This is a genomic window from Arthrobacter sp. PAMC25284, from assembly GCF_019443425.1.
GTDB lineage: Bacteria > Actinomycetota > Actinomycetes > Actinomycetales > Micrococcaceae > Arthrobacter > Arthrobacter oryzae_A.
In genome coordinates this window covers 2,345,129-2,368,718 of sequence record NZ_CP080382.1, presented here as the reverse complement: position 1 = coordinate 2,368,718, position 23,590 = coordinate 2,345,129, and the positions used below count along the sequence as shown (strand labels likewise).

General features: G+C 66.1%; 21 protein-coding genes, 1 tRNA gene and 3 pseudogenes. 14 read left to right on the top strand and 11 right to left on the bottom strand.

Annotation, left to right across the window (positions count from 1 at the left end):
- Positions 1–14 precede the first annotated feature (14 nt).
- Positions 15–1,385, top strand: a complete 1,371-nt coding sequence (locus KY499_RS10965; RefSeq protein WP_258190721.1) for a protein kinase — start codon at positions 15–17, stop codon at positions 1,383–1,385.
- Here KY499_RS10965 and KY499_RS10960 read toward each other — a convergent pair.
- Positions 1,382–2,584, bottom strand: coding sequence for a CdaR family transcriptional regulator (locus KY499_RS10960; RefSeq protein WP_219885394.1), 1,203 nt, complete (start codon positions 2,582–2,584; stop codon positions 1,382–1,384). The two genes, KY499_RS10965 and KY499_RS10960, sit on opposite strands and share 4 nt — an antisense overlap.
- 97 nt (positions 2,585–2,681) lie before the next feature.
- Between KY499_RS10960 and KY499_RS10955 the strand changes: the two genes are divergently transcribed.
- Positions 2,682–3,761 (top strand): ferredoxin reductase, encoded by a 1,080-nt coding sequence (locus tag KY499_RS10955; protein ID WP_123256577.1) that lies wholly within the window; start codon positions 2,682–2,684, stop codon positions 3,759–3,761.
- Between the two features lie 13 nt (positions 3,762–3,774).
- Complete coding sequence (locus KY499_RS10950) at positions 3,775–4,980, top strand: acyl-CoA desaturase (protein ID WP_219885393.1); 1,206 nt, start codon at positions 3,775–3,777, stop codon at positions 4,978–4,980.
- Between the two features lie 146 nt (positions 4,981–5,126).
- Here KY499_RS10950 and radA read toward each other — a convergent pair.
- Both radA and KY499_RS10940 read right to left on the bottom strand, forming a co-directional pair.
- Positions 5,127–6,501 (bottom strand): annotated as a pseudogene (gene radA / locus KY499_RS10945) (DNA repair protein RadA).
- Between the two features lie 70 nt (positions 6,502–6,571).
- Positions 6,572–7,699 (bottom strand): aromatic acid exporter family protein, encoded by a 1,128-nt coding sequence (locus KY499_RS10940; protein WP_219885392.1) that lies wholly within the window; start codon positions 7,697–7,699, stop codon positions 6,572–6,574.
- Positions 7,700–7,950: 251 nt separating this feature from the next.
- Here KY499_RS10940 and pstS point away from each other — a divergent pair, with 251 nt between their 5' ends.
- The 4 genes from pstS (at position 7,951) to pstB (ending at position 12,132) form a co-directional block, all read left to right on the top strand.
- Positions 7,951–9,069: a phosphate ABC transporter substrate-binding protein PstS gene (gene pstS, locus KY499_RS10935; RefSeq protein ID WP_123256581.1), complete on the top strand. Its 1,119-nt coding sequence runs from the start codon at positions 7,951–7,953 to the stop codon at positions 9,067–9,069.
- A 194-nt stretch (positions 9,070–9,263) separates the two neighbouring features.
- The gene (gene pstC / locus KY499_RS10930; RefSeq protein WP_219885391.1) at positions 9,264–10,196 is read left to right on the top strand and encodes a phosphate ABC transporter permease subunit PstC; all 933 of its coding nucleotides are present in this window, start codon (positions 9,264–9,266) and stop codon (positions 10,194–10,196) included.
- Positions 10,197–11,306 (top strand): phosphate ABC transporter permease PstA, encoded by a 1,110-nt coding sequence (gene pstA, locus KY499_RS10925; RefSeq protein ID WP_123256583.1) that lies wholly within the window; start codon positions 10,197–10,199, stop codon positions 11,304–11,306.
- A gap of 46 nt (positions 11,307–11,352) precedes the next feature.
- A complete protein-coding gene (pstB, locus tag KY499_RS10920; RefSeq protein WP_123256584.1) occupies positions 11,353–12,132 on the top strand; it encodes a phosphate ABC transporter ATP-binding protein PstB in 780 nt (259 codons plus the stop codon).
- A gap of 11 nt (positions 12,133–12,143) precedes the next feature.
- Here pstB and KY499_RS10915 read toward each other — a convergent pair whose 3' ends face one another.
- The 3 genes from KY499_RS10915 to KY499_RS10905 form a co-directional block, all read right to left on the bottom strand.
- Positions 12,144–13,160: an inorganic phosphate transporter gene (locus KY499_RS10915; protein WP_123256585.1), complete on the bottom strand. Its 1,017-nt coding sequence runs from the start codon at positions 13,158–13,160 to the stop codon at positions 12,144–12,146.
- Between the two features lies 1 nt (position 13,161).
- Positions 13,162–13,779, bottom strand: coding sequence for a DUF47 domain-containing protein (locus tag KY499_RS10910; protein WP_123256586.1), 618 nt, complete (start codon positions 13,777–13,779; stop codon positions 13,162–13,164).
- Positions 13,780–14,176: 397 nt separating this feature from the next.
- Positions 14,177–14,830, bottom strand: coding sequence for a hypothetical protein (locus KY499_RS10905; RefSeq protein ID WP_123256587.1), 654 nt, complete (start codon positions 14,828–14,830; stop codon positions 14,177–14,179).
- Between the two features lie 251 nt (positions 14,831–15,081).
- Here KY499_RS10905 and KY499_RS10900 point away from each other — a divergent pair.
- Positions 15,082–15,154, top strand: a tRNA-Lys gene (locus tag KY499_RS10900).
- Between the two features lie 108 nt (positions 15,155–15,262).
- Here the strand turns inward: KY499_RS10900 and KY499_RS10895 are convergent.
- The 4 genes from KY499_RS10895 to KY499_RS10880 all read right to left on the bottom strand — a co-directional run bounded on the left by KY499_RS10895 (position 15,263) and on the right by KY499_RS10880 (position 17,394).
- On the bottom strand, positions 15,263–15,559 hold the full coding sequence (locus KY499_RS10895) for a YtxH domain-containing protein (protein ID WP_308813035.1): 297 nt from the start codon (positions 15,557–15,559) through the stop codon (positions 15,263–15,265).
- A 167-nt stretch (positions 15,560–15,726) separates the two neighbouring features.
- Complete coding sequence (locus KY499_RS10890) at positions 15,727–15,990, bottom strand: GlsB/YeaQ/YmgE family stress response membrane protein (RefSeq protein WP_123256588.1); 264 nt, start codon at positions 15,988–15,990, stop codon at positions 15,727–15,729.
- A 133-nt stretch (positions 15,991–16,123) separates the two neighbouring features.
- Positions 16,124–17,095 (bottom strand): aldo/keto reductase, encoded by a 972-nt coding sequence (locus tag KY499_RS10885; RefSeq protein WP_219885390.1) that lies wholly within the window; start codon positions 17,093–17,095, stop codon positions 16,124–16,126.
- An 89-nt stretch (positions 17,096–17,184) separates the two neighbouring features.
- Entirely contained in the window at positions 17,185–17,394 is a 210-nt protein-coding gene (locus KY499_RS10880; RefSeq protein WP_123256590.1) for a dodecin, read from the bottom strand.
- Positions 17,395–17,618: 224 nt separating this feature from the next.
- Here KY499_RS10880 and KY499_RS10875 point away from each other — a divergent pair, with 224 nt between their 5' ends.
- Positions 17,619–17,876, top strand: a complete 258-nt coding sequence (locus tag KY499_RS10875) for a metal-sensitive transcriptional regulator (RefSeq protein ID WP_123256591.1) — start codon at positions 17,619–17,621, stop codon at positions 17,874–17,876.
- Positions 17,877–17,902: 26 nt separating this feature from the next.
- Here KY499_RS10875 and KY499_RS10870 read toward each other — a convergent pair.
- Positions 17,903–18,614 (bottom strand): annotated as a pseudogene (locus tag KY499_RS10870) (FadR/GntR family transcriptional regulator).
- 160 nt (positions 18,615–18,774) lie between these two features.
- On the opposite strand from KY499_RS10870, the gene KY499_RS10865 reads away from it, so the two are divergent.
- The 5 genes and pseudogenes from KY499_RS10865 to KY499_RS10850 all read left to right on the top strand — a co-directional run bounded on the left by KY499_RS10865 (position 18,775) and on the right by KY499_RS10850 (position 23,576).
- On the top strand, positions 18,775–20,238 hold the full coding sequence (locus KY499_RS10865; protein WP_219885389.1) for a four-carbon acid sugar kinase family protein: 1,464 nt from the start codon (positions 18,775–18,777) through the stop codon (positions 20,236–20,238).
- Positions 20,239–20,273: 35 nt separating this feature from the next.
- On the top strand, positions 20,274–21,173 hold the full coding sequence (locus KY499_RS10860) for an NAD(P)-dependent oxidoreductase (protein WP_123256594.1): 900 nt from the start codon (positions 20,274–20,276) through the stop codon (positions 21,171–21,173).
- 99 nt (positions 21,174–21,272) lie between these two features.
- Positions 21,273–21,506, top strand: a pseudogene (locus KY499_RS18240) (transporter); the annotation flags it as partial.
- Between the two features lie 67 nt (positions 21,507–21,573).
- The gene (locus KY499_RS10855; RefSeq protein ID WP_258190720.1) at positions 21,574–22,701 is read left to right on the top strand and encodes a transporter; all 1,128 of its coding nucleotides are present in this window, start codon (positions 21,574–21,576) and stop codon (positions 22,699–22,701) included.
- Positions 22,701–23,576, top strand: a complete 876-nt coding sequence (locus KY499_RS10850) for a class II fructose-bisphosphate aldolase (protein ID WP_219885388.1) — start codon at positions 22,701–22,703, stop codon at positions 23,574–23,576. Before KY499_RS10855 ends, KY499_RS10850 begins: the two co-directional genes overlap by 1 nt.
- Positions 23,577–23,590 lie beyond the last annotated feature (14 nt).

The following is a 23,590-nucleotide window of genomic DNA, read 5'->3' as shown; positions in this document are numbered from 1 at the left end:
GAAACGGCTACTACTTGACGATTACCATGGACTCCGGCTACCTGCTTAGCGGGCGCTACCGGATCGGGACCTTCATCGGGCGCGGCAGCGAATCAACCGTCTACCGCGCGCACGACGAAGTTCTTCAGCGCGACGTTGCCGTCAAACTGTTCCGCGACGAAGCATCGGACGGTGCCCGCGAACGACGCCAGCGCCAAGAGGCCCGGATCCTCGCCGGAATGGGCCATCACGCCCTCGTGACCCTCTACGATGCCGGGATGGAACCCGGTGACGGCAGCGCGAAGCTGTCCTACCTCGTGATGGAACTCGTCCGCGGCGCCGACCTGCGGAACCGCGTGGCCCAAGGGCCGTTGACCGCTCCCCATATGGCCTGGATTGGTTACGACCTCGCGGACGGGCTCTCCTATATCCACCATCACGGTATTGTCCACCGCGACGTGAAGCCGGCAAATATCCTGCTCGTGGACTACGACGTTGACGACCGGCGCCCCCGGGCCAAACTCAGCGACTTTGGCGTGGCCGTTATGCTCGACAACGGTGCGGCAGACGACGACGGCGGCACCTCCGGAACGCCGGCCTACCTCAGCCCGGAGCAAGCCGCCAGCGAACCGATTGGCGCTGCCAGCGACATTTACTCGCTGGGTCTGGTCCTGCTCGAGGGCCTCACCGGAAAAATGGCCTACCCGGGGGCGCCGTTGCAGGCCGCCGTAGCGCGGCTGCTCCGCGACCCGGACGTTCCCGAGGAGCTTTCGCCGATGTGGGCGACCCTGCTGACCTCCATGCTGGCACGCGACCCGGCCGACCGCCCGGACGCCCGCGAGGTGAGCTTGGCGCTTCGCCAGGAGATCATCAACGGAACGGGCCGGCACCGTCTCGATCCGGCGGCAGCAGTCATCGAGGAGCAGGAGCGGATGGGCGCCGTCGAGCGCTACCGCATCCTTGACTCCAAGGCTGAAGGGAACTTTGACCGCGTCACCGCACTGGCGGCCAAGGTGTTCTCCGTCCCGGTGGCCATCGTCAGCATCGTGGACAGGGACCGGATCTGGTTCAAATCCCACCACGGCACCGATGTCACACAGATCGACAGGGACCCCGGACTATGCTCCTCGGCCATCCTGCAGGACGACGTGTGGGTCATCAAGGACGCCGCCACCGACCCTCGGGCTGTGATTAACCCACTGGTGACCGGCGACTTCGGCCTGCGGTTCTACGCGGGGGTGCCGTTGCGGACTCCGGACGGGCATACCCTCGGCACGTTGTGCATCCTGGACCGGGCGCCCCGTTCCTTCACTACGGAGGAGGCCGACATGCTCGCCGACCTCGCCGCCATCGTGATGAACGACCTCGAACTGCGGCGGCAGGGCCTGGAGCCGGTGGCCGGTTAGCGCCGCCCGGCCCTCAGTGCCAGCTCCAGCTCAAACCGGGCCTTCGGATCCTCAAGCGTGTCGCCGAACAGTTCGCGCAGCTGCGCCGCCCGGTAGCCCACGGTTTGCGGGTGGATGCCGAGCTCGGCAGCCACCGGAGCGCGCTGGCCCCAGTGCCGCAACCAGGCGAGCAGCGTCTCCGCCAGCCGCTCCCGCTGCCCGGCGCGCAGCCCGTCCAGTGGTGCCAGGCGGCGGTTCGCCAGCTCCGCAATCGCCGACGGCTCGGCGCCCAGGACAACCTCGGCGAGGTGCTCATCAGCCCAGATCGGCGAAGCGTCGGGATCGTCCCGGGGCTCGAGAACCGAGGCCGCCAGGACAGCCAGACGCAGGGATTCCGGTACCTTTTCCCAGCCGCAGACGGGACCGATCGAGGCGCCGCGACCGCGGAGCGCCTTGTCCAGGTCCGCGCGGGCGGACGGGGTGGTCCGCGCAGGAATGAGCGCGACGGCGTCGGTCTCACGCTCGATGACGAGCGTTCCCGGTCCGAGCCGGAGCCGGAGCCCTGCCGCACGGTCCACGGGCAGGGTCACCACCGTCATGACAGGCGGCAGCGCCCAGTCCGCCAGGGCCGCTGTCTGGCGCAGGGCAGCCTCGTCGGCCTGGCCCAACAGAAGCAGCTCGAGCAGCCCGGTGCGGCGCCGGTCCACTGCGCCGGCGCGTTCGGACTGCTCAAAGGCATACGCCTCGGCGCTGACCGCCGAAAGTTCATCGATGTAGGCGAGAATCGATTCGCCCAAATCCACCACGACGCTTTGGCCGAGATGGTTGTCCACTGATACCCGCGACATTTCCCGAAAGGTCACCCGGGCGCCCATCCGATACGCGCTCAGCAGTGCGTCCATGCTGCGGCCCTGGCGGAACTCACCGCTGCCAAGCCCTGCGACAAGCTGCCGGCTCTCGTCGGACAGCGCGGGCAGCCGGGTCCCGGGCAGCTGCAGGAAACGGTCCAGCGCAGCGGCCACGCCCCTGCGCAGGCCGCGCCCGAACCGGCCTTCGATGGGTCTGGCATAGGCCGGAACCAGCTGCGGTACGGCAGCGATGATGGCCTCGACGATGCCGGGCATCCGGGGCCGCAATATGTCGCTGACCTCACGCGGCAGTGCCAGCCACGGTGGTTCGGGGCCGGACGAGGAGGGTTCGCCGTTGGCAGTAGAAGTCATCGAAAGTCCACTAAATTGTTCCGTCCGGATAGTTTCTGCGAAATGATCGTATGCCTTGAGTGAAGAATTATGATCCACACTGACATAAGATTGATACATGATCCGGCTCCGTAAGCTGGCGCGTGCCGCATCTCTACTGACCACCCCGTTAGCTCCAGAAGATATTCTGTCGCTGTTCAACCCTGTGTTTTCGTCCCGCCAACTGCGCGGCGTAGTCACCTTGGTGGTCCCAGAAACTGCAGACTCCGCCACAATATTCTTCCGCCCTGGCCGCGGCTGGCAAGCGCACCTTGCCGGCCAGTGGGCCCGTATCGGCGTCGAGCTCGACGGGGTCCGTCACTGGCGGTCCTACTCGCTGAGCGCGCCGGCCGGTGAGGACCCTGCCATTACGGTGACAGCGATGGGGGCCGTCTCCGGAGCACTCGTGCGAGACACCAAACCTGGCGACGTGCTTTTCCTGGCGCCGCCGCAGGGCGATTTCGTCCTGCCGGAGCACCCCCGGCCGCTGCTGATGCTTACAGCGGGCAGCGGAATTACCCCGGTGATGTCGATGATCCGCACGTTGGTCCCGCACCGCCCCGACTCCGACGTTGTGCTCATCCACACCGCCCGGACCGCGGCGGACGCCATTTTCCGTGAAGAACTTGCTGAACTCGCTGACCAGTTCCCCAACCTCCGCGTCACCCACTGGTTCTCCGGGGAACGCGGGCGGCTGGACTTCGGCTCCGCCGATGAGCTGAACCGGCTATGCCCCGACTGGCGTGACCGCGCCGCCTACGCCTGCGGCCCGGAAGGTTTCCTCGACGAAGCCGAGGCGCTCTGGGCGGCAGAAGCCGTGGAGGCAAATCCCGAAACAACGGCAGATGGCTCGCTCACCATCGAGCGCTTCAGCACCAGCCTGGCTGGCGGCGAAGGGCACGACGGCGGACTGGTCACCTTTGAAGCGTCCGACCGCGAAGTCGAAGCGGACGGCGACACCCCGCTGCTCGACGTCGGCGAGGACGCCGGCGTGCTGATGCCCAGCGGTTGCCGGATGGGCATCTGCCACAGCTGCCTGATCCCACTCCGGGCCGGCCAGGTCCGGGACCTCCGAAGCGGCGAAGTCCACGGCGAGCCCGGCCAACTAATTCAGACGTGCGTGTCGGCAGCCGCCGGCCCCGTTAACCTCGACCTCTAAGGAGTATCACCGAATGACGATTGTTACTAACAAGCCTGAAACCTCCGAAGACAGCGTCGCCAGCGACGTTGCTTCCGGGGTCAAAACAGCCACCACCGCGAAGAAGCGGCCCGGGGCTCTTGCCGAGACAGGAAGCCCGCTCGTGCGGCCGCCCGCTGCCGCGCACCTTTCAGACGAGCAGGTCGCCGAGTTGGGCCGTGAGCTGGACGCCATCAAGGACGAGATCCTGGGCAAGCGCGGGGCATCCGACGCCGCCTACATCCGCCGGATGATCAAGATCCAGCGCGGATTGGAAATTTCCGGCCGGGCGCTCCTGCTGGTGAGCAAGAACAAGCCCGCCTGGTTCGCAGGCACCACCCTGCTGAGCTTCGCCAAGATTCTGGAAAACATGGAACTTGGCCACAATATCCTGCACGGCCAGTGGGACTGGATGCGTGACCCGGATATCCACTCCACCACGTGGGAATGGGACTTCGTCACGCCGGCCCGGTCATGGCAGCACACCCACAACGACCTGCACCACCGCTGGACCAACGTCGTGGGCAAAGACAACGACATCGGGTACAACCTGCTGCGAATGGACCCCCAGCAGGAATGGAAGCCCTTCAACCTGGGCAACCCGCTCTACAACGCACTGCTCGCGCCGGTCTTTGAGTGGGGTATTGCCGTCTACGACCTTGAGCTCGTCGATTACAAAGAGGGCAACAAGTCCAAGGAAGCGCTGACCAAGGACCTCAAGGCGCTGGGCCGCAAGGCCCTCACACAGTTCACCAAGGACTACGCCGCCACTCCGGCCGTCGCCATGCTGACCGGCTCCGGAAAGCAGGCGCTCTACGGCACGCTGACCGCGAACGCCGTCCGCAACGTCTGGGCGCACGCGGTAATTTTCTGCGGGCACTTCCCGGACGGAACCGACACCTTCACCGAGGAAATGGTCGAGGGTGAGACCCGCGGCGACTGGTATGTCCGCCAGATGATCGGCTCGGCCAACATCTCCGGTTCCAAGTTCATGCACCTGATGACGGGCAACCTCTCGCACCAGATCGAACACCACTTGTTCCCGGACCTGCCCTCCAACCGGTACGGCGAGGTCGCACCCAAGGTGCGGGAGATCTGCAAGCGCTACAACCTGCCCTACACCACCGGGCCGCTGCTCAAGCAGGTCGGTTCCACCTGGGCAAAGATCTTCAAACTGGCCCTGCCGCCCAAAAAGGCCTAGCCGGGGAATGCGAGGGGGCGTCTGCCATTGCGGCAGGCGCCCCTTTGCCATGCGCCGCCGTGCACCGTGCGTGCTCGCCACAGGCGCCTCGGCCGCCTCGGCCGCCTCGATCGCCGCGGCGGGGGCCGGCGACGGGAGCGTGATAATCAGCTGATGAGCAGGCCCAGCGCTTCCGCCAGATGCCCTACTTCCCGGACGGTGAAGCCCGCGGGCACCGGGGCCGGGGCCGTTGGGGCTGGACGGAACCACGGCATGGGTGAACCCCAGCCGGTGCGCCTCCTGAATGCGTTGGTTGATGCCGGGTACCGGACGGACCTCCCCGGCCAGCCCTACTTCGCCGAAGGCGATGAGCCGTTGCGGCAGGGGTTTTTTCGCCTTCGCGGAGGCGACCGCCAGGGCCACCGCGAGGTCTGTGGCCGGTTCGCTGAGCTTCACCCCGCCGACGGTGGCGACATACGAATCGTCCTTATGCAGCAGGCAGCCGGCGCGCTGCTGCAGCACGGCCAGCAGCATCGACACCCGGGAGCTGTCGAGTCCGCTTGTGGCCCTGCGCGGCTGGGAACTGGAGGTCTCGGCGAGCAGGGACTGGACCTCGGCCAGCAACGGCCGGCGGCCCTCCAGAGTCACTGTGATACAGGTGCCGGAGACCGGTTCTTTGGTGCGCGAGACGAACAGCCCGCTGGGGTCCGCGAGTCCGGTGATGCCGTCCTCGTTCAGGTCAAAGCAGCCGACATCGTCCGTGGGTCCGTAGCGGTTCTTGACGGCGCGCAGGAGCCGCAGCCTTGAATGCCGTTCGCCTTCGAACTGGCAGACCACGTCCACGAGGTGTTCGAGCAGGCGGGGCCCCGCGATGGAGCCGTCCTTGGTTACGTGCCCCACCAGCAGGGTGGTCATGTTGCGGCGCTTGGCCGCTGCGATGAGGGACGCCGCAACCTCGCGGACCTGCGATACGCCACCGGCGCTGCCTTCGACGTCGGCGCTGCTCAGGGTCTGCACCGAGTCCACCACCAGCAGCCGCGGTTCGAGCTTCTCCACCTGCCCCAGCGCCTGTCCGAGGTCCGTTTCGGCGGAGAGGTACAGGGACTCCGCGACGGCGTCGATCCGGTCCGCGCGGAGCTTCACCTGCGCGGCGGATTCCTCGCCCGTAATGTAGAGGACATCCTGCGCCGTGCGGGCAAACTTCGCCGCGACGTCCAGCAGCAGGGTGGACTTGCCGACACCGGGCTCGCCGGCAAGCAGGATGACGGCTCCGGGAACCAGCCCGCCGCCGAGGACCCGGTCGAGTTCGTCCACACCGGTGGGCAGGAAGGCGGCCGTCGTGGCGTCGACGTCGGCGATCCGGCGGGCGGGTTCCAGGACGGTGGTGGCCGCCGTCGTGCGGGCCACCGCGGCGCCGGTCTCCTCAACGCTGCCCCACGCCTGGCATTCGCCGCAACGGCCAACCCACTTGGCCGTGGTCCAGCCGCATTCGCCGCATTTATAGCCGGTCGCTTTGGAAGCCCGGGAAGTTTTGGTTGCCATTGCTTCACCTTATCCGTGGTCACTGACATCCACCTGCCGCGGTGTTCCCGAACACCCGCCGGCCCACCGGCTACAGCGGCGGAAGGGCATCCCGGGCCTCGTTCGACTCCATGCCGGCGGCTTCCAGCAGGTCCACCATCAGCGGTCGGAAGAGCATCACCACGGTTTCGCCTTCCAGCTTCCGCACCTCAAGCATTTTCGGGTGCAGTTGGGCGGCGACCGCGCTGAGTTCGAGCCGTGCGGTCCGCAAATTTGCCCTGCGCTCGCTGTCGTTCATGGCTGCCAGGCCCGCGGAGAGGCTGTCCACCGCCATCGCCGTCTCCTGCAGGACATCGGCGATGTTCTGCGTCGCCTCGTCGGAGAGGGCCGCATGATTGATGGCGCTCGTCAGCCGACGGGCGAAGACCCGGCTGTTGCGCAGGGCAAGATCGATATAGTCCAGCGACGTCTCGAGCTTGTCCAGCGTGTCCCGGTGCCGCCGGTACGCGGGGGCCAGGGTGGCCACTTCGCCGGACGCACGCAGGGACTGGCGCATCGCATCGACGAGGGGCTGGCAGTTCCGGCCCCGGATCAAGGCATGCCAGGCCTGGGTGGAATCGCTGTAGTGGAGCGCTGAGGCGCACTCACGCAGCACCTTGGAAAGTTCGTGCAAAAGCATCCGGACATCCTTGCGGGGCTCCCGGCGCGGATCCTTGGGGATAAGGACCGTCAGTAGCAGGGCGAACAATCCACCCACGACAGCGTCGAGGCTACGGGTGAACGGGCCGCCCGGCGGCACGGGCAACAGCACCACCAGCAGGGACTGCAACCCGAGCTGGGTGGTAAAGATTGTCCCGCCGTCCAGAAAACGGGCCAGCAGGATGGAGAAGAAGAGGACGACGGCGGCCTGCCAGATGCCTGAGCCGAGCCAGTGCAGGAGCAGGTCGCCCACCACGATCCCGATGGTGCAGCCGAGGCCCACTTCCATGACGCGGCGCAGCCGGGGATCCCGGGAGAAGCCGAGGGCGATCAGGGCGGACGTTGCTGCGAACAGCGGCCCCTTGTGCCCCAGGACGTATTCGGCAAAGGCGTAGGCGCCCACCGCGGCGGCGGTCATCTGCGCAGCCGGCATTACGGAGTTCCGGCTCCGGGTGATCCCGGTGCGGACCCGGCCGCGCAGGAAACGTGTGCTCGCGGAAAATCCGGTACCGGTGGCCATGTCCCCAGTCTATTTGCCGGCCATGGCCGTCCAGGCACACCCAAAGTAAGGTGGAGATGTGACGCGCAACACGCAGTGGCGGTGCGGCGGTGTAAGGCAATGTCCCGGCGTCGTTAATCTGCTGTTCACTTTGGACCGCCATTCTCTTCACTTGGGGATCCTAAGTTCGATGAAGGTACAAACCGTACGCATCCTCGCCCGGCCGTCCCAGGTCCGGCACGCACAGAGAATCCCTGGAAGGGGCACATTCAGTGAAGGCACTTCGCTTCGGCCGCCACGCGGCTATCGCTGCCATTGCAGTTGGCGCACTCGCGCTCACCGCCTGCGGTTCGGATAACGCAACAGGCACCCCCGCAGGCTCCCCGGCCGCCGGCGGCGCCAACGTTACCGGCACCCTGACCGGCATTGGCTCTTCGGCGCAGGGCGCGGCCATGGACGTCTGGAAGACCAACTTCGCTGCCGCGAACCAGGGTGTCACTGTGCAGTACTCCCCGGATGGCTCCGGCGCAGGGCGCAAGGCCATCCTGGACGGCTCGGCCCAGTTCGCCGGCTCTGACGCCTACCTGAAGGATGACGAGCTTGCCAGCTCCACCGCCCAGTGCGGACCGGACGGGGCCCTCAACATCCCGGTCTACATTTCCCCGATCGCCGTGGCCTACAACCTGCCCGAGGTCAAGGAACTGAAGCTGGACGCCCCCACGGTTGCCAAGATTTTCCGTGGCGAGATCGCCGCCTGGAATGACCCGGCGATCGCCGCACTGAACCCGGACGCCACCTTGCCTGACCTGAAGGTCACCCCGGTCCACCGCTCGGACGATTCCGGCACCACCTCGAACTTCACCGATTACCTGTCTGCTGCCGCACCGGATGCCTGGACCGACAAGGCCGCCGGCATCTGGCCCGCTTCCCTTGGTGGCGAGAATGCCAAGGGAACCTCCGGCGTCGTCAAGACCGTCACCGACACCCCCGGTGCTGTGACCTACGCGGATGACTCCGCCGTGAGCGGCAAGCTCGGCACCGCTGAGATCAAGGTCGGCAGCACCTTCACCAAGATCTCCGCCGAGGCAGCGGCCAAGGCCGTCGACGCGGGCAGCCCGGTGGAGGGCCGCAACGCCAATGACCTTTCCATCAAGCTGGACCGGGCCACGACGGTCGAGGGCGTCTACCCGATCGTGCTCGTCTCCTTCCACATTGTCTGCAGCTCTTACGACACGCAGGCAACCGCTGACCTCGTAAAGGCCTTCGAGAGCTACGTCGTCTCCGACGCCGGCCAGAACGCCGCCGCTGAAGCCGCCAAGTCTGCGCCGCTGTCCAAGACCCTCCAGGACAAGGCGCTCAAGTCCATCGAATCCATCAAGGCCAAGTCCTAGGGATTCATTGCGCGTAGGGCATAGTGGGAACACCAGCCTGACACCGGTTCCCTGTCCCGGACGGGCCGTCAAAGACGGCCCATCCCGGGGCAGGGAACCAACGCGTTTGCCCGACCATTCAAGGAATCACCGGTGCGGCCGGCGGAGGAATCCGCCCGGGCCACCGGTCCCGATCGAATCTGAAGGACCGTGAAGTGACCACCACCGCCCAGACATCGTCCCGGAGCGCAGGCCGCGCCGGAGACAAGGTCTTTTCCGCAGCCACCCTGGCCGCCGGGTGCCTGATCCTTGCCGTGCTCTTCGGAGTGGCACTCTTTCTGGTCGTCCAGGCGATCCCCGCTTTCGTGGCACCTCCGGGCGAGATCCAGGGCGGCGAAGGCTTCTTCGCATACATCTGGCCGATCGTGATCGGCACGGTCATCGCTGCGGCGATCGCCCTGGTCATCGCCACGCCGATCGCCATCGGCGTTGCGCTCTTCATTTCGCATTTCGCCCCGCGCCGCCTCGCATCCGGTCTCGGCTACGTCATAGACCTGCTGGCCGCCATCCCCTCGGTGGTTTACGGCGCCTGGGGCGCCACGTTCCTCGCCAGCGAAATCTCCCCGGCCTACACCTGGCTGGCCGCGAACATGGGCTGGCTGCCGATCTTCGAGGGCCCGGCCTCCGCCACCGGGAAGACGATTCTCACGGCCGGCATCGTCCTCGCCGTTATGGTCCTGCCGATCATTACCTCGCTGTCCCGGGAAATCTTCCTGCAGACCCCCAAGCTGCACGAAGAGGCTGCGCTGGCACTCGGCGCCACCCGCTGGGAGATGATCCGCATGGCGGTCCTGCCGTTCGGCCGGCCAGGGATCATCAGCGCCATTATGCTCGGCCTGGGCCGGGCGCTCGGCGAGACCATGGCGGTCGCGCTCGTCCTGTCCTCCGGAGCACTGACCGCCAGCCTGATCCAGTCCGGCAACCAGACCATCGCCGCCGAAATCGCCCTCAACTTCCCCGAGGCCAGCGGCTTGAAAGTCAGCACGCTGATCGCCGCCGGCCTGGTCCTCTTCGTCATCACCCTGGGTGTGAACATGATCGCCCGCTGGATCATCACCCGGCACAAAGAATTCTCGGGAGCCAACTAAATGACCTCCACCCTGAACCCGGTCCGCAAGCGGTCCGCCCTCACCAAGGGCCAGCTGCCAAAGTGGGCCCCGTATGCCGTCCTGGCCGCCGCCCTCGTTGTCGGCGCCGCCGTCCTGGCCCTGATCGGTTTCAACGCCTTCGGCTGGGGAATCGTCTCCGCCATCCTTTTCACCGCCGGCCTGAGCGGCTGGAGCCGCGTCGTGGAGGGCTCGCGCCGCGCAACGGACCGGCTCGCCACCTGCCTGGTGGTGGGCGCCTTCCTGATTGCGTTGCTGCCGCTGATCTCCGTCATCTGGACCGTCCTCATCAACGGGCTGCCGGGCCTGCTCGATCCCGGGTTCCTCACTACGTCAATGAACGGCGTCACGGGATCTTTCGACAACAAGAGCGTCGAGGAGGGCACCCCGGTGGTGGGCGGTATCTACCACGCGATGCTCGGCACCGTCCAGATCACCTTGCTGGCGACAGCCATCTCCGTACCCGTTGGCCTGCTGACATCGATTTACCTCGTGGAGTACGGCAACGACCGCCCGCTGTCCCGCGTCATCACGTTCTTCATTGACGTGATGACCGGCATTCCCTCGATCGTGGCCGGCCTGTTCGCGGCTGCCTTCTTTTTCGCGGTCGTGGGGCCCGGGACCAAGACCGGCGCCGTGGCCGCCGTCGCGCTGTCCGTGCTGATGATCCCGGTGGTGGTCCGATCCAGTGAGGAAATGCTCAAGATCGTCCCCAACGAACTGCGGGAGGCGGCGTACGCGCTCGGCGTCCGGAAGTGGCGGACCATCCTGAAGGTGGTGATCCCGACGGCGATCTCCGGCATCGCGTCCGGCATCACGCTTGCGATCGCGCGGGTCATCGGCGAAACTGCACCGATTCTTGTCACCGCGGGCTTTGCCACCGGTATCAACGCGAACGTCTTCAGCGGCTGGATGGCGTCGCTGCCGACCTTCATCTACACCCAGATCCTCAACCCCACCTCGCCGTCCAACCCGGATCCGTCCTCCCAGCGTGCATGGGGTGCCGCGCTGGTCCTCATTATTCTCGTGATGCTGCTCAACCTTGCCGCCCGCCTGGTTGCCCGCGTCTTCGCCCCGAAAGCCGGCCGCTAGGCCCCGGCCAGCGTCCGCCGCCCACCTCCAGAACTGAAGGAACACCATGTCTAAGCGCATCGACGTCAAGGACCTGAACGTCTATTACAGCAAATTCCTCGCGGTCGAAGACGTCAACATCAACATTGAGGCTAAATCCGTCACGGCCTTCATCGGCCCGTCCGGCTGTGGCAAGTCCACCTTCCTGCGTACCCTGAACCGCATGCACGAAGTGATTCCGGGTGCCCGGGTCGAAGGGGAGGTCCTGCTGGACGGCGACAACCTGTACGGACCCTCCGTTGACCCAGTCACCGTCCGCTCGCAGATCGGTATGGTCTTTCAGCGGCCGAACCCATTCCCGACCATGTCCATCCGGGATAACGTACTGGCCGGCGTGAAGCTGAACAACCAGAAGATCTCCAAGGGGGAGGCCGACGCCCTCGTCGAGCGCTCCCTGCAGGGCGCCAACCTGTGGAACGAGGTCAAGGACCGCCTCGCCAAGCCCGGCTCCGGCCTCTCCGGCGGGCAGCAGCAGCGCCTCTGCATCGCCCGTGCGATTGCCGTGGAACCCCAGGTGATCCTGATGGACGAGCCCTGCTCCGCCCTGGACCCAATCTCCACGCTCGCGATTGAGGACCTCATCAACGACCTCAAGGACCACTACACCGTGGTGATCGTGACCCACAACATGCAGCAGGCGGCGCGCGTCTCTGACCGGACGGCGTTCTTCAACATTGCCGGCACCGGCAAGCCCGGCAAGCTGATCGAGTTCGGCGACACCCACACGATCTTCAGTAACCCGACCCAGAAGGCCACCGAGGACTACGTCTCCGGACGCTTCGGGTAAACCCGGAGTCTCTACTTTCCGGCAAGGGGCGAGAGCGCCAACTGCAGAACGAACGCCCCAGCAGCGGCCATCGCCGGTGTCAGAAGCCAGTAGACGAGGATTCGGATAGCCAGGCGGCGGTTCACCGAGGAAAAATTCTGGTTGGCACCGGCCCCGAGCACGGCTGAGGTGGTGGTGTGCGTCGTGGACATAGGCAGATGCAAGGCGACGGCGCCCACCAGCAGCAGCGTGGAACTCCACAGCAAGGCGACGAAGCCGCGAAGCGGGTCAATCCGGCTCAGCCGGTATCCGATCGTATAAGAAATCCTCCAGCCGCCGGCCAGGGTGCCTGCGGCCAGCATCGCGGCGGTGAGCACCGCAACCCACGGTGGCAGCGAGGCGCCATCGGAGAGCCCGGCGGCGAGCAGGGCCAGTACCAGGATGGCACTGGTCCGCTGGCCGTCCTGGAGTCCGTGGGCGAATGCCACAGCGCCGGCGGCCACGGCTTGGGACCGCCGTGACCGGCTGTTAACGACGTTTGGCGGTGTGTAGCGGGCTGCCCAGTGGGCGGGCCAGACCAGGGCGTAGGCGGCCGCGAAGGCAATGGCGGGAGACAGCACCAGGGGCAGGACGACCTGGAGAAGCAATGAGCTGTCGACCCCGGTGACCGGGATGCCGCCGGTGGCGATATTTCCGACGCTGGCGCCTGCGAGGCCGCCGATCAGGGCGTGGGTGGACGACGCCGGGATGCCGCGCCACCACGTGTACAGGCCCCACGCGGCGGCACTGAGCAACCCGGCCAGGACGATGGTCAGGCCGTTGTCCCCGGGCGGGAGACTGATCCAAGTCCGACTGACTTCCAGCACCAGCGTGGCGCTGAGGGCCGCGCCGATGAAGTTGAAAAGCCCGGCCAGCAAAACGGCGACAGTTGGGGTGAGTGCCCGGGTGCGGACTGCTACCGCTACCGAACTCGACGCGTCCTTGAATCCGTTGAGGAAGGCAAACACCCCGGCGGCGAGCACCACCAGGGTGAAGAAAACTATTGTCACGTCAGGATTCCTTGACGATGATGCTGCCCACCTGGGTCGCGATCCGGCGCATGTCCTTTGTGACGTCGACCAGTTGGTTGGCGATATCGCGGTGGCGGGCGTATTGCGCGGACTTCATTTCGTTGAGCATGTCCGCCACCCAAACCCGATGGGTCTTTTCCGCACGCTTGGCCAGACGCAGGATTTCGATCCAGTAGTCCTCGAGGTCATCGAGGTTGTTTAGCTGCTGCATGGCAGTGACGGTGAGCTCAGCCTGCCTGCTGATAATTTCCAGCTGTTCAGCTGCCCGACGCGGAAGCCGGTCCAGCTTGTAAAGGGCCACCAGTTCGGCCGCGGCGTCCAGCTTCTCGATCGCCTCGTTGAGGAAGCGGGACAGCGTGTACATGTCCTCGCGGGGCAGCGGATTCACAAAGCTCGTCCGCATATGGGTGAGCAGGGCCACGTGCAGGTCCGCGGATTTGGCCTCATGGTTGTGCATGTCGTCCACGAGCCGGGAGTGTTCGCCCGCCGGCGCGCCAAGGATTTCCGAGAGTGTCCCCGTGGCGAGCACAATCTGGCGTGCCATCTGGGATAACAGGTCCAGTCCGGCGGTCTCCTGGGGGAAAAGACGGAGTTTCACGTAATGTCACCGGTCTTCGGGAAAGGTGTTCCGGACAGGGCCTGCCGGGGAATCTGCTGTGAGGGCCCGCGCATGGGGATTACTTTACCGTCCGGGCGGTGCGGCCGCGGCCAGGCCCCGCCCCCGGGGTCCGGGGGACTGCAACAGGCCGCCGTGCGGTGGGGTGACGCGGCATAAGAGGCGGGGCGTAAAAATGGTGCCGAACCGGATACGCCTCTCGGCGGTAGGCCGCTCTAGGCGGCTAAATGTTGAAGCCCGGGGGTTTCGCGGTTCGGCACCGGTTTCAGTTTTCTACGACTCCTGCCGCAAGTCAAGATTGACAGCCGCCCGCCGGCGTGCGTCCCGGAGCCGGTTCTGCGGGCGCTGATGCGCCGCGGAGACCAGGCCCTGGTGGAGGTCAGTCCAGTTCGCCCAGCCGCCACGCGTTGGCGGCGTGTTCGAGGTCCTCGGCGGTCTTGACCAGGAGGTGTGAACTCCGCGTGAGCTTGCTGGCATGGCTGGCGTTACCGTGCTCGACGCCGTCGGCCAGTGTCGCCTGGCCAAGCGCCACGACCCGGCAGAAGGCGGCAGAACGCTCAAGGGCGACGTCGAACTCGCCGTCGAAGGCCCCGGAAAGGATGGCGTCCGCCATTGTCTTCATCTCCTCGGCGCCTGGCGGTTCGGCGGCGCCCGCCACAGCGTGCGAAACCTGGGCGGTGTCCTTGCCTGCCTTGAAGTAAACGGAGATTCGCTCCGGGTCCTGGATGGTGGCCGCCCGCAGGGCGTAGAGCCGCCACAGGGCGCCGGGCAGCGACCGGGCAGGACTCTCTGCCCACATCTCCGCAATTGCCTCCAGCCCCTGCTCGTCCGCCAGCTTGACGAGCCGCTTGGTGACCTTGGGGTCGTCACTGTCGCGTCCGCGCCGGACCAGCGCCTGTGCGGCCAGATGAGCGGCTTCTGACACCCGGGCGGGGTCGGCTCCGCCCGCGAAGGGCTCGAAATCGATGGGCGCGAAGGGCTTCGGCTTGTGGTGCCGGGGCGGTCCTGGGGTGTTGGATTCGTGCTCGCTCATGCCACCACGCTACTCCTGCGCCGCCGGGTTATCGAGGAACGGACGGAACCCCGCCCGCGGGGCAGGATGGCAACGGACCGGGGCCCACATCCGCGCAACTCCGAGGGAGCGGCGCCGGAGCCGCACACAGGCCCCGCAAGGCCTCGTTCAACAGTCGGGCCCGGTGTGGGGTACAGTATTATCGTCCAGAAATGGACGGGGCTGATAGCCTTTTTAGCGCGGAGCAATCCGTGTTCCTTAAGCATCAGTGCGGGCCTTTAGCTCAGTTGGTAGAGCATCGGACTTTTAATCCGTGGGTCGTGGGTTCGATCCCCACAGGGCCCACTCTTTTAGCGAAGAGTGGAAAATCCCCGGCATCCTGGAAACAGGACGCCGGGGATTTCTCGTGCGCCCGCCAATGCGTCAGCGGTGCCCGGCGGACCGGTTGCCGGTCTAGTGGATGCCCGCGGGGCCAGGCGCGGCGCTGTGGGTGTGGTCGGGGGCTTCGCGGTGCATCGCTGAGCCGATAACGGTCCCGGCACGCCGGGCCGCTTCGGCCAACTGGTCCGAGACTTCCGGGGCCTTGTCCTTGACCGCCTCAGCCGCCGCCGACACCTTGTCCTGCACGGGTTTGCTCGCCCAGAGCGCGGCGGCCCTTTCCTTGAGCTTGTCGTAATTCGCACGGCCGGACCGCGTCCCCAGGACGTAGCCAGCGGCCAGTCCGGTGCCAAAAAGAAGCTTGCCTTTCATGCTGCACTCCAATCATTTAGCCGGAATTCATTGCGCGTAATTCGTTGGGGAAGGCCGGCGGTGGACATGCGGCCCACGTTCGTTCTTCGCCTCCTATGAAAAATTCGCCTCCTATGAAAAACCGGCCCCGGGATGAATCCCGGAGCCGGTTTTCGGATCGCGTCCGCTTAGCGGGCGGAGCGCTTGGCGATCATGCCGTAAACCAGCAGGACAATGATCGCACCGCCGATGGCCAGCAGCCAGGTCGACAGGGAGAAGAATTCATTGATGCCGACGCCAAACAGTGCGCTGCCAATGAAACCGCCGAGGAGCGCCCCGACTACCCCGAGGACGAGGGTGATCAGGATTCCACCACCCTGGCGGCCCGGGAGGATCGCCTTGGCGATCGCTCCGGCGATGAGTCCGAGAATCAAAAATGCGAGAAATCCCATTATTATCGTTCCTTCTTCATTCGTTGAGGAGGCACCCGGATCGCCGGGCGCGCTTCATCCTTCATCCCCAATACTAATCATGCTTAGCATCAATGGGCCAACCGTGCCGCTAAACAGCAGCGCGCGGGTCTAGTTACCAGGCATAATCCTCCGGGGCGGGGCGGTGTCCCGGAAAGATCTCGTCGATGCGCTTGAGGGCGTCCGCATCGAGTTGAATTTTTTCCGCCCTTAGGGCGGCGGTCAGTTGGCCCGCCGTCCGCGGGCCGATGATTGGCGCAGTCACGGCCGGCTGGTGCAGCAGCCACGCGAGGGCCACGTCGCCGGGTTCATGCCCGAGCTGGTCGCAGAAATCCTCGTATCGCCGGATCTGTTTCTGGTGTGTTTTGAGGGCTTCGACGGCGCGGCCCGCGGCACGCCGGACGCCCTCACGTTCCTTCTTCAGGACCCCGCCCAGCAGGCCGCCATGCAGCGGGGACCAGGGGAGGAGCCCCAGCCCGTAGTTCTGGGCAGCGGGAATGACTTCCAGCTCCACATCGCGGGTGATCAGGTTGTAGAGGGACTGCTCGCTGACCAGGCCGGTGTAGTGACGCCGCGCAGCAGTCTCCTGGGCCTGGGCGATGTGCCAGCCGGCGAAGTTGCTGCTGCCCGAATACAGGATCTTTCCCTGCTGGACCGCGACCTCGATGGCTTGCCAGATCTCATCCCAGGGGGTCTTCCGGTCTACGTGGTGGAACTGGTAGAGGTCGATGTAGTCAGTCTGGAGGCGCTTCAGGCTGTCGTCCAGGGCCCGGCGGATGTGCAGCGCGGAGAGTTTGGACCCGTTGGGGGCGTCGGCCATGGTGCCAAAGACCTTTGTAGCCAGCACTGTCCGTTCGCGCCGTTCGCCGCCTTGGGCAAACCAGCGGCCGATGATCTCTTCCGTCCAGCCTCTGTGCCCCGATCCGCCATAGACGTTAGCGGTGTCAAAGAAATTGATACCGGCGTCCCGCGCCGCGTCCATCACGGCGTGAGCGTCCGGCTCTTCGGTTTGCGGGCCGAAATTCATGGTGCCGAGGCAGAGCCGGGAAACTGTCAGGCCCGAACGGCCCAAATGCGTGTACCGCATGGATTGTCCCTCCCGATCCCCGTCTTGGTCCCCGGCATCGGCACGCCGTCCAAAGCCGGACCTTGGCGGGGGCCGGCTCCGGGTGGAAGTCAGTGCTCGAGCCGAAACCCCAATTTGATGGTTACCTGCCAGTCAGCGATTTCCCCCTCCACGAGGTGACCGCGGATTTCCTTAACCTCAAACCAGTCAAGATTCCGCAAAGTCTTTGCCGCCGTGGCAATCCCATTGCGGACGGCGGCGTCTACGCCTTCGTTCGAGGTACCGACAATTTCAGAAATGCTGTAAGTGTGATTAGACAACTTCGCTCCTCGTGATCGCCATCGAAAGCCGGCAGCAGGCCGTTCCTGCAGACTAGTCGACGGAGACGTGCTGGACTAGGGCCGGCGGACCGCGGATTGGATGCCGGCGGGTGGGCCGGGCCCCGAACGCTTGCCGCCCGGTGCAGGCTGTCCGGCCGGACGATCCATGAAAAATACTCAGGGGGGTATACCATGGGAGCTACCTATTGATCCCGGAGGCAGCAATGGAACTCGATCCCACCGACATGAAGCCAGTCATCAACCGCCTGCGGCGCGCCCAGGGGCAGCTGGCAGCTGTTACGAGGATGATCGAGGAGGGCCGCGACTGCAAGAGCGTGGTCACCCAGTTGGCCGCCGTCTCCAGCGCCCTGGACAGGGCGGGTTTCTCCATCATCGCGACCGGACTGCAGCAGTGCATGCAGCAGGAGGATCCGAGCCTGGACCGGGCCGAACTGGAGAAGCTCTTTCTCTCGCTGGCCTGAGGCCCCGCTGGAAGGCCGCCGCGGCGTCAGTCGGACCGGTCCGCCAGAACGTACGTCTTGAGGTCATCGAGGGTCTGCTGCATATGCGCGTCCATGGCATCCCGGGGCCCGGTGCGGCTCGCGCGAGGCCAGCGCCTCCGCGATGCTCTGGTGATGTCCGATCGCATGCTCCTGGATGTCCGGCACCCTGGACGTTTCGGTCCGGCGTTTTTGCAGGACCCGTTGCAGCGGCTCGAACAGCACGGCAACAAAAACATTTCCTGAGGCCTGCAGGATGAGGTCATGGAACGCCAGGTCCGCTTCCACGAATGCCGCCAGGTCATTGCCCTCGTGTGCCAGCCGCATCGATTCGACGTATCCGTGCAGGTCCTGGATCTCGGCGTCGCCGATCTTCCCGGCCGCAAGCTCGCATGCGCCTGACTCCAACATCCTGCGCAGTTCGATCAGCTGGATGGCCGCGGACGCGTCATTTTTTCCTTCGGCGGCGGCCCGCAACACGGCCTCCAGGGAGGCCCAGCGGTTCAGCGGGTTCACGTAGGTGCCCCGGCCGCGCTCCACGCTGAGGATCCGCTGCGCTTCGAGGGTCTTCATGGCTTCCCGCACGGTCATGCGGCTGACTTCGTGCCGCGCGCTGAGCTCAAGTTCGCCGGGGACGACGGCTCCGGGCGGGAATTCCCCGGCAATGATCCGGTCCAGCAGCTCATCTGCCACCACTCCGACCAACGATTTCCTAGCCAATGTTCCCCGTTCAGAGCTCAATTCCGGTTGAGCGTCAAGTCTACTTGCGCGCCCTCTGTGTTATATGCCACAATACTAGTCAGATATCAGATGTCTGACATCTTACATATATTGATGGGGCGCTTCCGGCGCCGCAGACAGACCCACAATGGAGTGCACAGTGATCCTCGAAGCAGAAGTGCTGGCCGCGTTCCCCGCGGAGGTACAGATCCCCGCCCGGATCGTGGCAGACAGCCTGGCGGCGTCAGGTCCCGGGTTCCCCAGGATCCTGGTGGTCCTCGACGACGATCCCACCGGTACCCAGTCAGTCGCCAACCTGCCGGTCCTCACCCAATGGGAGGCCGCGGATTTCGCCTGGGCCTTCGCCCAGGAGATTGACGGACGGCGGCAGCGCGCCGTATACGTACTGACCAACACCCGCAGCCTTGACCCGGCAGAGGCGGCCGCCCGCAACGAGGAAATCGTCCGGAACGCGCTCACTGCTGCCGGAGAGGCGGAAGTGCGCCTCAGCTTCGTCAGCCGCGGCGATTCCACGCTCCGCGGACACTACCCGCTCGAGCCCGATGTCATTGCGGCCACCATTGCCGCAGTCACCGGTGAGGCGACGGACGGCGTCGTGATTGTTCCTGCATTCCCCGACGCGGGGCGTGTCACGATCGGCGGCGTCCATTACCTTCGCGGCACCGGCGGGACGGCGGGCCGGCTCACCCCGGTGGCCGAAACCGAGTTCGCCCGGGATGCCAGCTTCGGCTTCGCCAACTCGGAGCTGGCCAAGTACGTGGAAGAGAAATCGCAGGGCCGCGTCGCCGCTGGCTCCGTGATCGTTCTGGACCTGCACGTCATCCGGTCCTCGGCTGAAGCCATCGCCGACGCCATTGCGTCCGCAGAAAACTCCACCCCGATCGTCGCGGACGTCGTCACCGAGAACGACCTCCGCGCCCTGGCCCTGGGCCTTGAGGAGGCCGAGCGCCGCGGTAAGAAGCTGCTCTACCGCGTCGGCCCGCCGTTCGTCCGCGCCCGCATCGGTCAGGAAATCCGTACCGAGCTCAGCGGCGAGGAAGCCTACGCGGGCAATACTCCTTCGGAGGCCGGCGGACTGATCGTCGTCGGCTCCCATGTCGGCGTCACCACGCGCCAGCTCAACGCGCTCACCGAGCAGCACAGCGCAGCCCGCATCGTCGAAGTCGACGTCAAACAGCTCCTCGGCGAAAACGCGGGGGAGTACCTGGACAGGACCGTCGCCACGGTCGTTGCGGCCCTGCACGACGGCGACGTAATCCTCCACACCAGCCGCCTGCTGATCAAAACCGACGACGCCGCCGAAAGCCTGCGGATCGCACGCGCCGTCTCGGCCGCCGTCGTCGCCGTGGTTAACCGGACCCTGAAGACCTTCCCGCCGCGTTTCGTGATCGCCAAGGGCGGCATCACGTCCTCGGACGTCGCCGCCCACGGCCTGGAGATCCGGCATGCCATTGTCCGCGGCCCCATGCTGCCGGGCATCGTGAGCCTGTGGGAACCGGTGGACGGGCCCGCCAAGGGGATCCCCTACATCGTCTTCGCCGGCAACGTCGGCGACGACGATTCCCTCGCCCAGGTCACCCGCAAGCTCAGCAACACATTCTGACCCGCCGCTTCCAGCCGATTTCAATGGAGAACATCATGACCGCACAGTACACAGTCACCGTCCTGGGCCTCGGCGCCATGGGCCTGCCGATGGCCACCCGGCTGGCAAGCGAACTGACAGTCCACGGCTTCGACATCGCCGAGCCGCGCCTCCGGCTCGCCGAAGAAGCCGGTGTCCGCATCTTCGATTCCGCCCGCGCCGCCGCCGCTGAATCAGACGCCCTCCTGTTGGCCGTCCGCAACGGCGAACAGCTCGACGACGTTCTCTTCGGCACGAACGGCGTCGCTGATGTCCTCAAGCCGGGCGCCGTTGTGATCCTGACCAGCACGGTGGGTACCGAAGCGATTCCGGCAACCGTCGCCCGCCTCGCCGAATTTGGCGTCGAACTCGTCGACGCGCCGCTCTCCGGCGGTCCCAAGCGGGCCGGCGAGGGTGACCTGCTGATCGTCGTCGGCGCCGCGCCGGTGGCACTCGCCACTGCCCGCCCTGTCCTGGAACTCCTGGCCTCCACCCTGACCGTGGTGGGCGACAAGCCCGGCGACGGCCAGGCCCTCAAGACCGTCAACCAGCTGCTTTGCGGTGTCCACATCGCCGCTGCCGCCGAGGCCATGGCCCTCGCCGACGCCCTCGGACTGGACCAGGCCAAGACCCTCGCGGCACTCGAAGCCGGCGCCGCCGGTTCCTTTATGCTCTCCAACCGCGGGCCCCGCATCCTTGAGGCCTACACGGAGGACGGCGCGGAGGTCCTGAGCCGCCTCGACATCTTCGTCAAGGACATGGGCATCGTGGGCAAGGCGACCCGCGCCGCCGGTCTGGCCACCCCGGTTGCCGCCGCCGCCGAGCAGCTCTATTTGCTTGGCCAGTCCCAGGGCCTCGCCGCCGCCGACGACTCCGCCGTCATCAAGGTCGTCGCCCCCGTGAAACGTACCGCTTAGCCACCACCCCAACAGCCCGACGACGGCGGATCTGCTTTCCGCCGTCGTCGATCCAACCAGATCGCTAGGCTTAACTAGCACCGTCAAAGGAGACACACCATGAGCGCTCTAGCTCTCCTGGCCATTGCTGTAGCAGGCGTTGCCCTGCTGCTCCTGGCCGTCATCAAGTTCAAAATCCCCGCCTTCCTGGCCCTGCTGGTTGTCAGCGTGGCCGTGGCGCTCACCGCCGGAATTCCGCTGGCGGACGTGGTCAAAACCGTCACGGACGGCATGGGCGGCACCCTCGGCAACGTGGCCATCCTCGTCGGCCTCGGCGCCATGCTCGGCAAGATGATTGAAATCTCGGGCGGAGCCCAGGCCCTGGCCGGCAAGTTCACCCAGTTGCTGGGGGCCGCGCCGGGTGATCGCCGCCCTCACTTCGGCCGCGTTCCTGCTGGCCATTCCCGTTTTCTTCGACGTGGGATTCATCATCCTGATTCCGATCATCTACGGCTTTGCGAAGGCCGCCGGCGTCAACCCGGTCAAGATCGGGCTGCCGGTTGGCGCCATCATGCTCGCCATTCACGTTGTGGTTCCGCCGCACCCGGGCGTCGTGGGCGGCGCAGGCATCCTCAATGCCGACATCGGCTGGGTCACCATCGTCGGTCTCCTGATCTGCATCCCCGTCGGCGTACTCGGGTACTTCGTTGCCCGGAAGCTGAACCGCCGCGATTTCACCATGCTGCCCAGCACCGCCGAGCAGTTCCGTCTCTTCGGCACCGGCAAGTCCGAGGTTGAGCAGGACGCCGACCAGGGCGGGTCCGGCGTCGCGGTCAAGAACCGCGTCGCGGTGGTCCAGACCGCCCCGAGCCCGGCCATGATCATCTCCCTCATCGTCCTGCCCATCCTCATGATCATGGTGGGAACCCTCGGTGCCGTCATTCTCCCCAAGGGTGCCCCGGGCGCAGACGTAGCGGCCTTCGTCGGCTCACCGCTGATCGCCCTGCTGACCACCCTTGGCCTTGCCTTCTACTTCCTCGGCATCCGCCGCGGCTGGTCCTCGCAGCAGACCGGTGAGGTCATGGACTCCGCCCTGGCCCCCACCGCGATCGTTATCCTCGTCACCGGAGCCGGCGGCGTCTTCGGCAAGGTCCTGACCGTCTCCGGAATCGGCAAGGCACTGGCCGAGGGCCTGCACGCGGTCGGTCTCCCCGTAATCCTGATGGCCTTTATCCTCGCGGCAGTCCTCCGGGCCTCACAGGGCTCCGCCACGGTTGCGATCATCACCACCGCCGGCCTGCTCAGTGCGTCAGTGGCCGACGGCGGATTCTCGCCGCTGCAGACTGCGCTGATCCTGGTGGCGATCGGCTTCGGCGCCTTCGGCCTCAGCCACGTCAATGACTCCGGCTTCTGGATCGTCACCCGCTTCCTGGGCCTGTCCGTCGCAGACGGCCTGCGGACGTGGACCGTGCTCACCACCATCCTCGGACTCGCAGGCTTCGCCCTGACGTTCCTGGTCTGGATGCTGGCCGGCGGCCTGAGCGTCTGATGCGGGCCCGCCTCGACGATCTGGTTGGCTCCGCCCTGCAACAGGGCTCGGCAGTACCGGCCTTCACCTGTTACGACTTCACGACCGCGCTCGCTGTCGTCGCGGCGGCCGAAGAGGCCGGCCGCGGGGCGATCCTGCTCGTGGCTCCGAAGACCGCCGCCACGCCCAACGGGCTGCGGCTGATCGCAGCTCTCCGCGGACTCGCGGACGCCGCCGCTGTTCCGGTTGCCGTGCAGCTGGACCACGCCGCCGACCCGGGGATGATCGCCGACGCCGTCAACGCCGGGGCCGACTCCGTGCTCGTGGACGGGTCAGCACTGCCCTACGAGGAGAACATTGCCCTGGTCGCGGGAGTCCGTGCCGCGCTCGCCGCACAGGGGAATGCCGACGTCGTGATCGAAGCGGAGCTCGGCGGCCTGGCCGGCGACGAGGACCGGGCCTTCGGTTCCGAGGCCGAAGGCAGCGCGCCGTCGCATGGTGCTGCCGGCCTCACTGACTCCGCGCAGGTGGAAGACTTTGTTGCCCGCACCGGCGCGCAGCTCCTGGCCGTGGCCGTGGGCAACGTCCACGGACACTACACGGGGGAACCCAAGCTGCGCTGGGACGTGCTGCAGGACATCGCTGTACGGGCCCGAATCCCGCTGGTGCTGCACGGCGCCTCAGGCATTCCGGCGCACGAACTGGTCAAGGCCGCGGCCATGAAGGTGGGCAAGGTCAACTTCAACACCGAACTCCGCACCGGTGTGCTGGCGGTCCTGCAGGCGCAAACTGCCGCGCACCGGGCCGACGGCGAGAACCTCCAGGGCCTGCTGCGCCAGTGGGACGCCTCGGCCAAAGCATTCGCGGGACAGGCCCTGGGCATCCTTACCCGCTGACGCCCCCGGTTGAA

What these genes read in the sequence shown, in the direction of transcription:
- pstA (WP_123256583.1), top strand. Translation starts at nt 10,197, where the DNA reads ATGACCTCCACCCTGAACCCGGTCCGCAAGCGGTCCGCCCTCACCAAG.
- KY499_RS10850 (WP_219885388.1), top strand. Translation starts at nt 22,701, where the DNA reads ATGCGGGCCCGCCTCGACGATCTGGTTGGCTCCGCCCTGCAACAGGGC.
- KY499_RS10885 (WP_219885390.1), bottom strand. Translation starts at nt 17,095, where the DNA reads ATGCGGTACACGCATTTGGGCCGTTCGGGCCTGACAGTTTCCCGGCTC.
- KY499_RS10895 (WP_308813035.1), bottom strand. Translation starts at nt 15,559, where the DNA reads ATGAAAGGCAAGCTTCTTTTTGGCACCGGACTGGCCGCTGGCTACGTC.
- KY499_RS10875 (WP_123256591.1), top strand. Translation starts at nt 17,619, where the DNA reads ATGGAACTCGATCCCACCGACATGAAGCCAGTCATCAACCGCCTGCGG.
- KY499_RS10905 (WP_123256587.1), bottom strand. Translation starts at nt 14,830, where the DNA reads ATGAGCGAGCACGAATCCAACACCCCAGGACCGCCCCGGCACCACAAG.
- KY499_RS10960 (WP_219885394.1), bottom strand. Translation starts at nt 2,584, where the DNA reads ATGACTTCTACTGCCAACGGCGAACCCTCCTCGTCCGGCCCCGAACCA.
- KY499_RS10860 (WP_123256594.1), top strand. Translation starts at nt 20,274, where the DNA reads ATGACCGCACAGTACACAGTCACCGTCCTGGGCCTCGGCGCCATGGGC.
- KY499_RS10890 (WP_123256588.1), bottom strand. Translation starts at nt 15,990, where the DNA reads ATGGGATTTCTCGCATTTTTGATTCTCGGACTCATCGCCGGAGCGATC.
- KY499_RS10950 (WP_219885393.1), top strand. Translation starts at nt 3,775, where the DNA reads ATGACGATTGTTACTAACAAGCCTGAAACCTCCGAAGACAGCGTCGCC.
- KY499_RS10940 (WP_219885392.1), bottom strand. Translation starts at nt 7,699, where the DNA reads ATGGCCACCGGTACCGGATTTTCCGCGAGCACACGTTTCCTGCGCGGC.
- KY499_RS10955 (WP_123256577.1), top strand. Translation starts at nt 2,682, where the DNA reads ATGATCCGGCTCCGTAAGCTGGCGCGTGCCGCATCTCTACTGACCACC.
- pstB (WP_123256584.1), top strand. Translation starts at nt 11,353, where the DNA reads ATGTCTAAGCGCATCGACGTCAAGGACCTGAACGTCTATTACAGCAAA.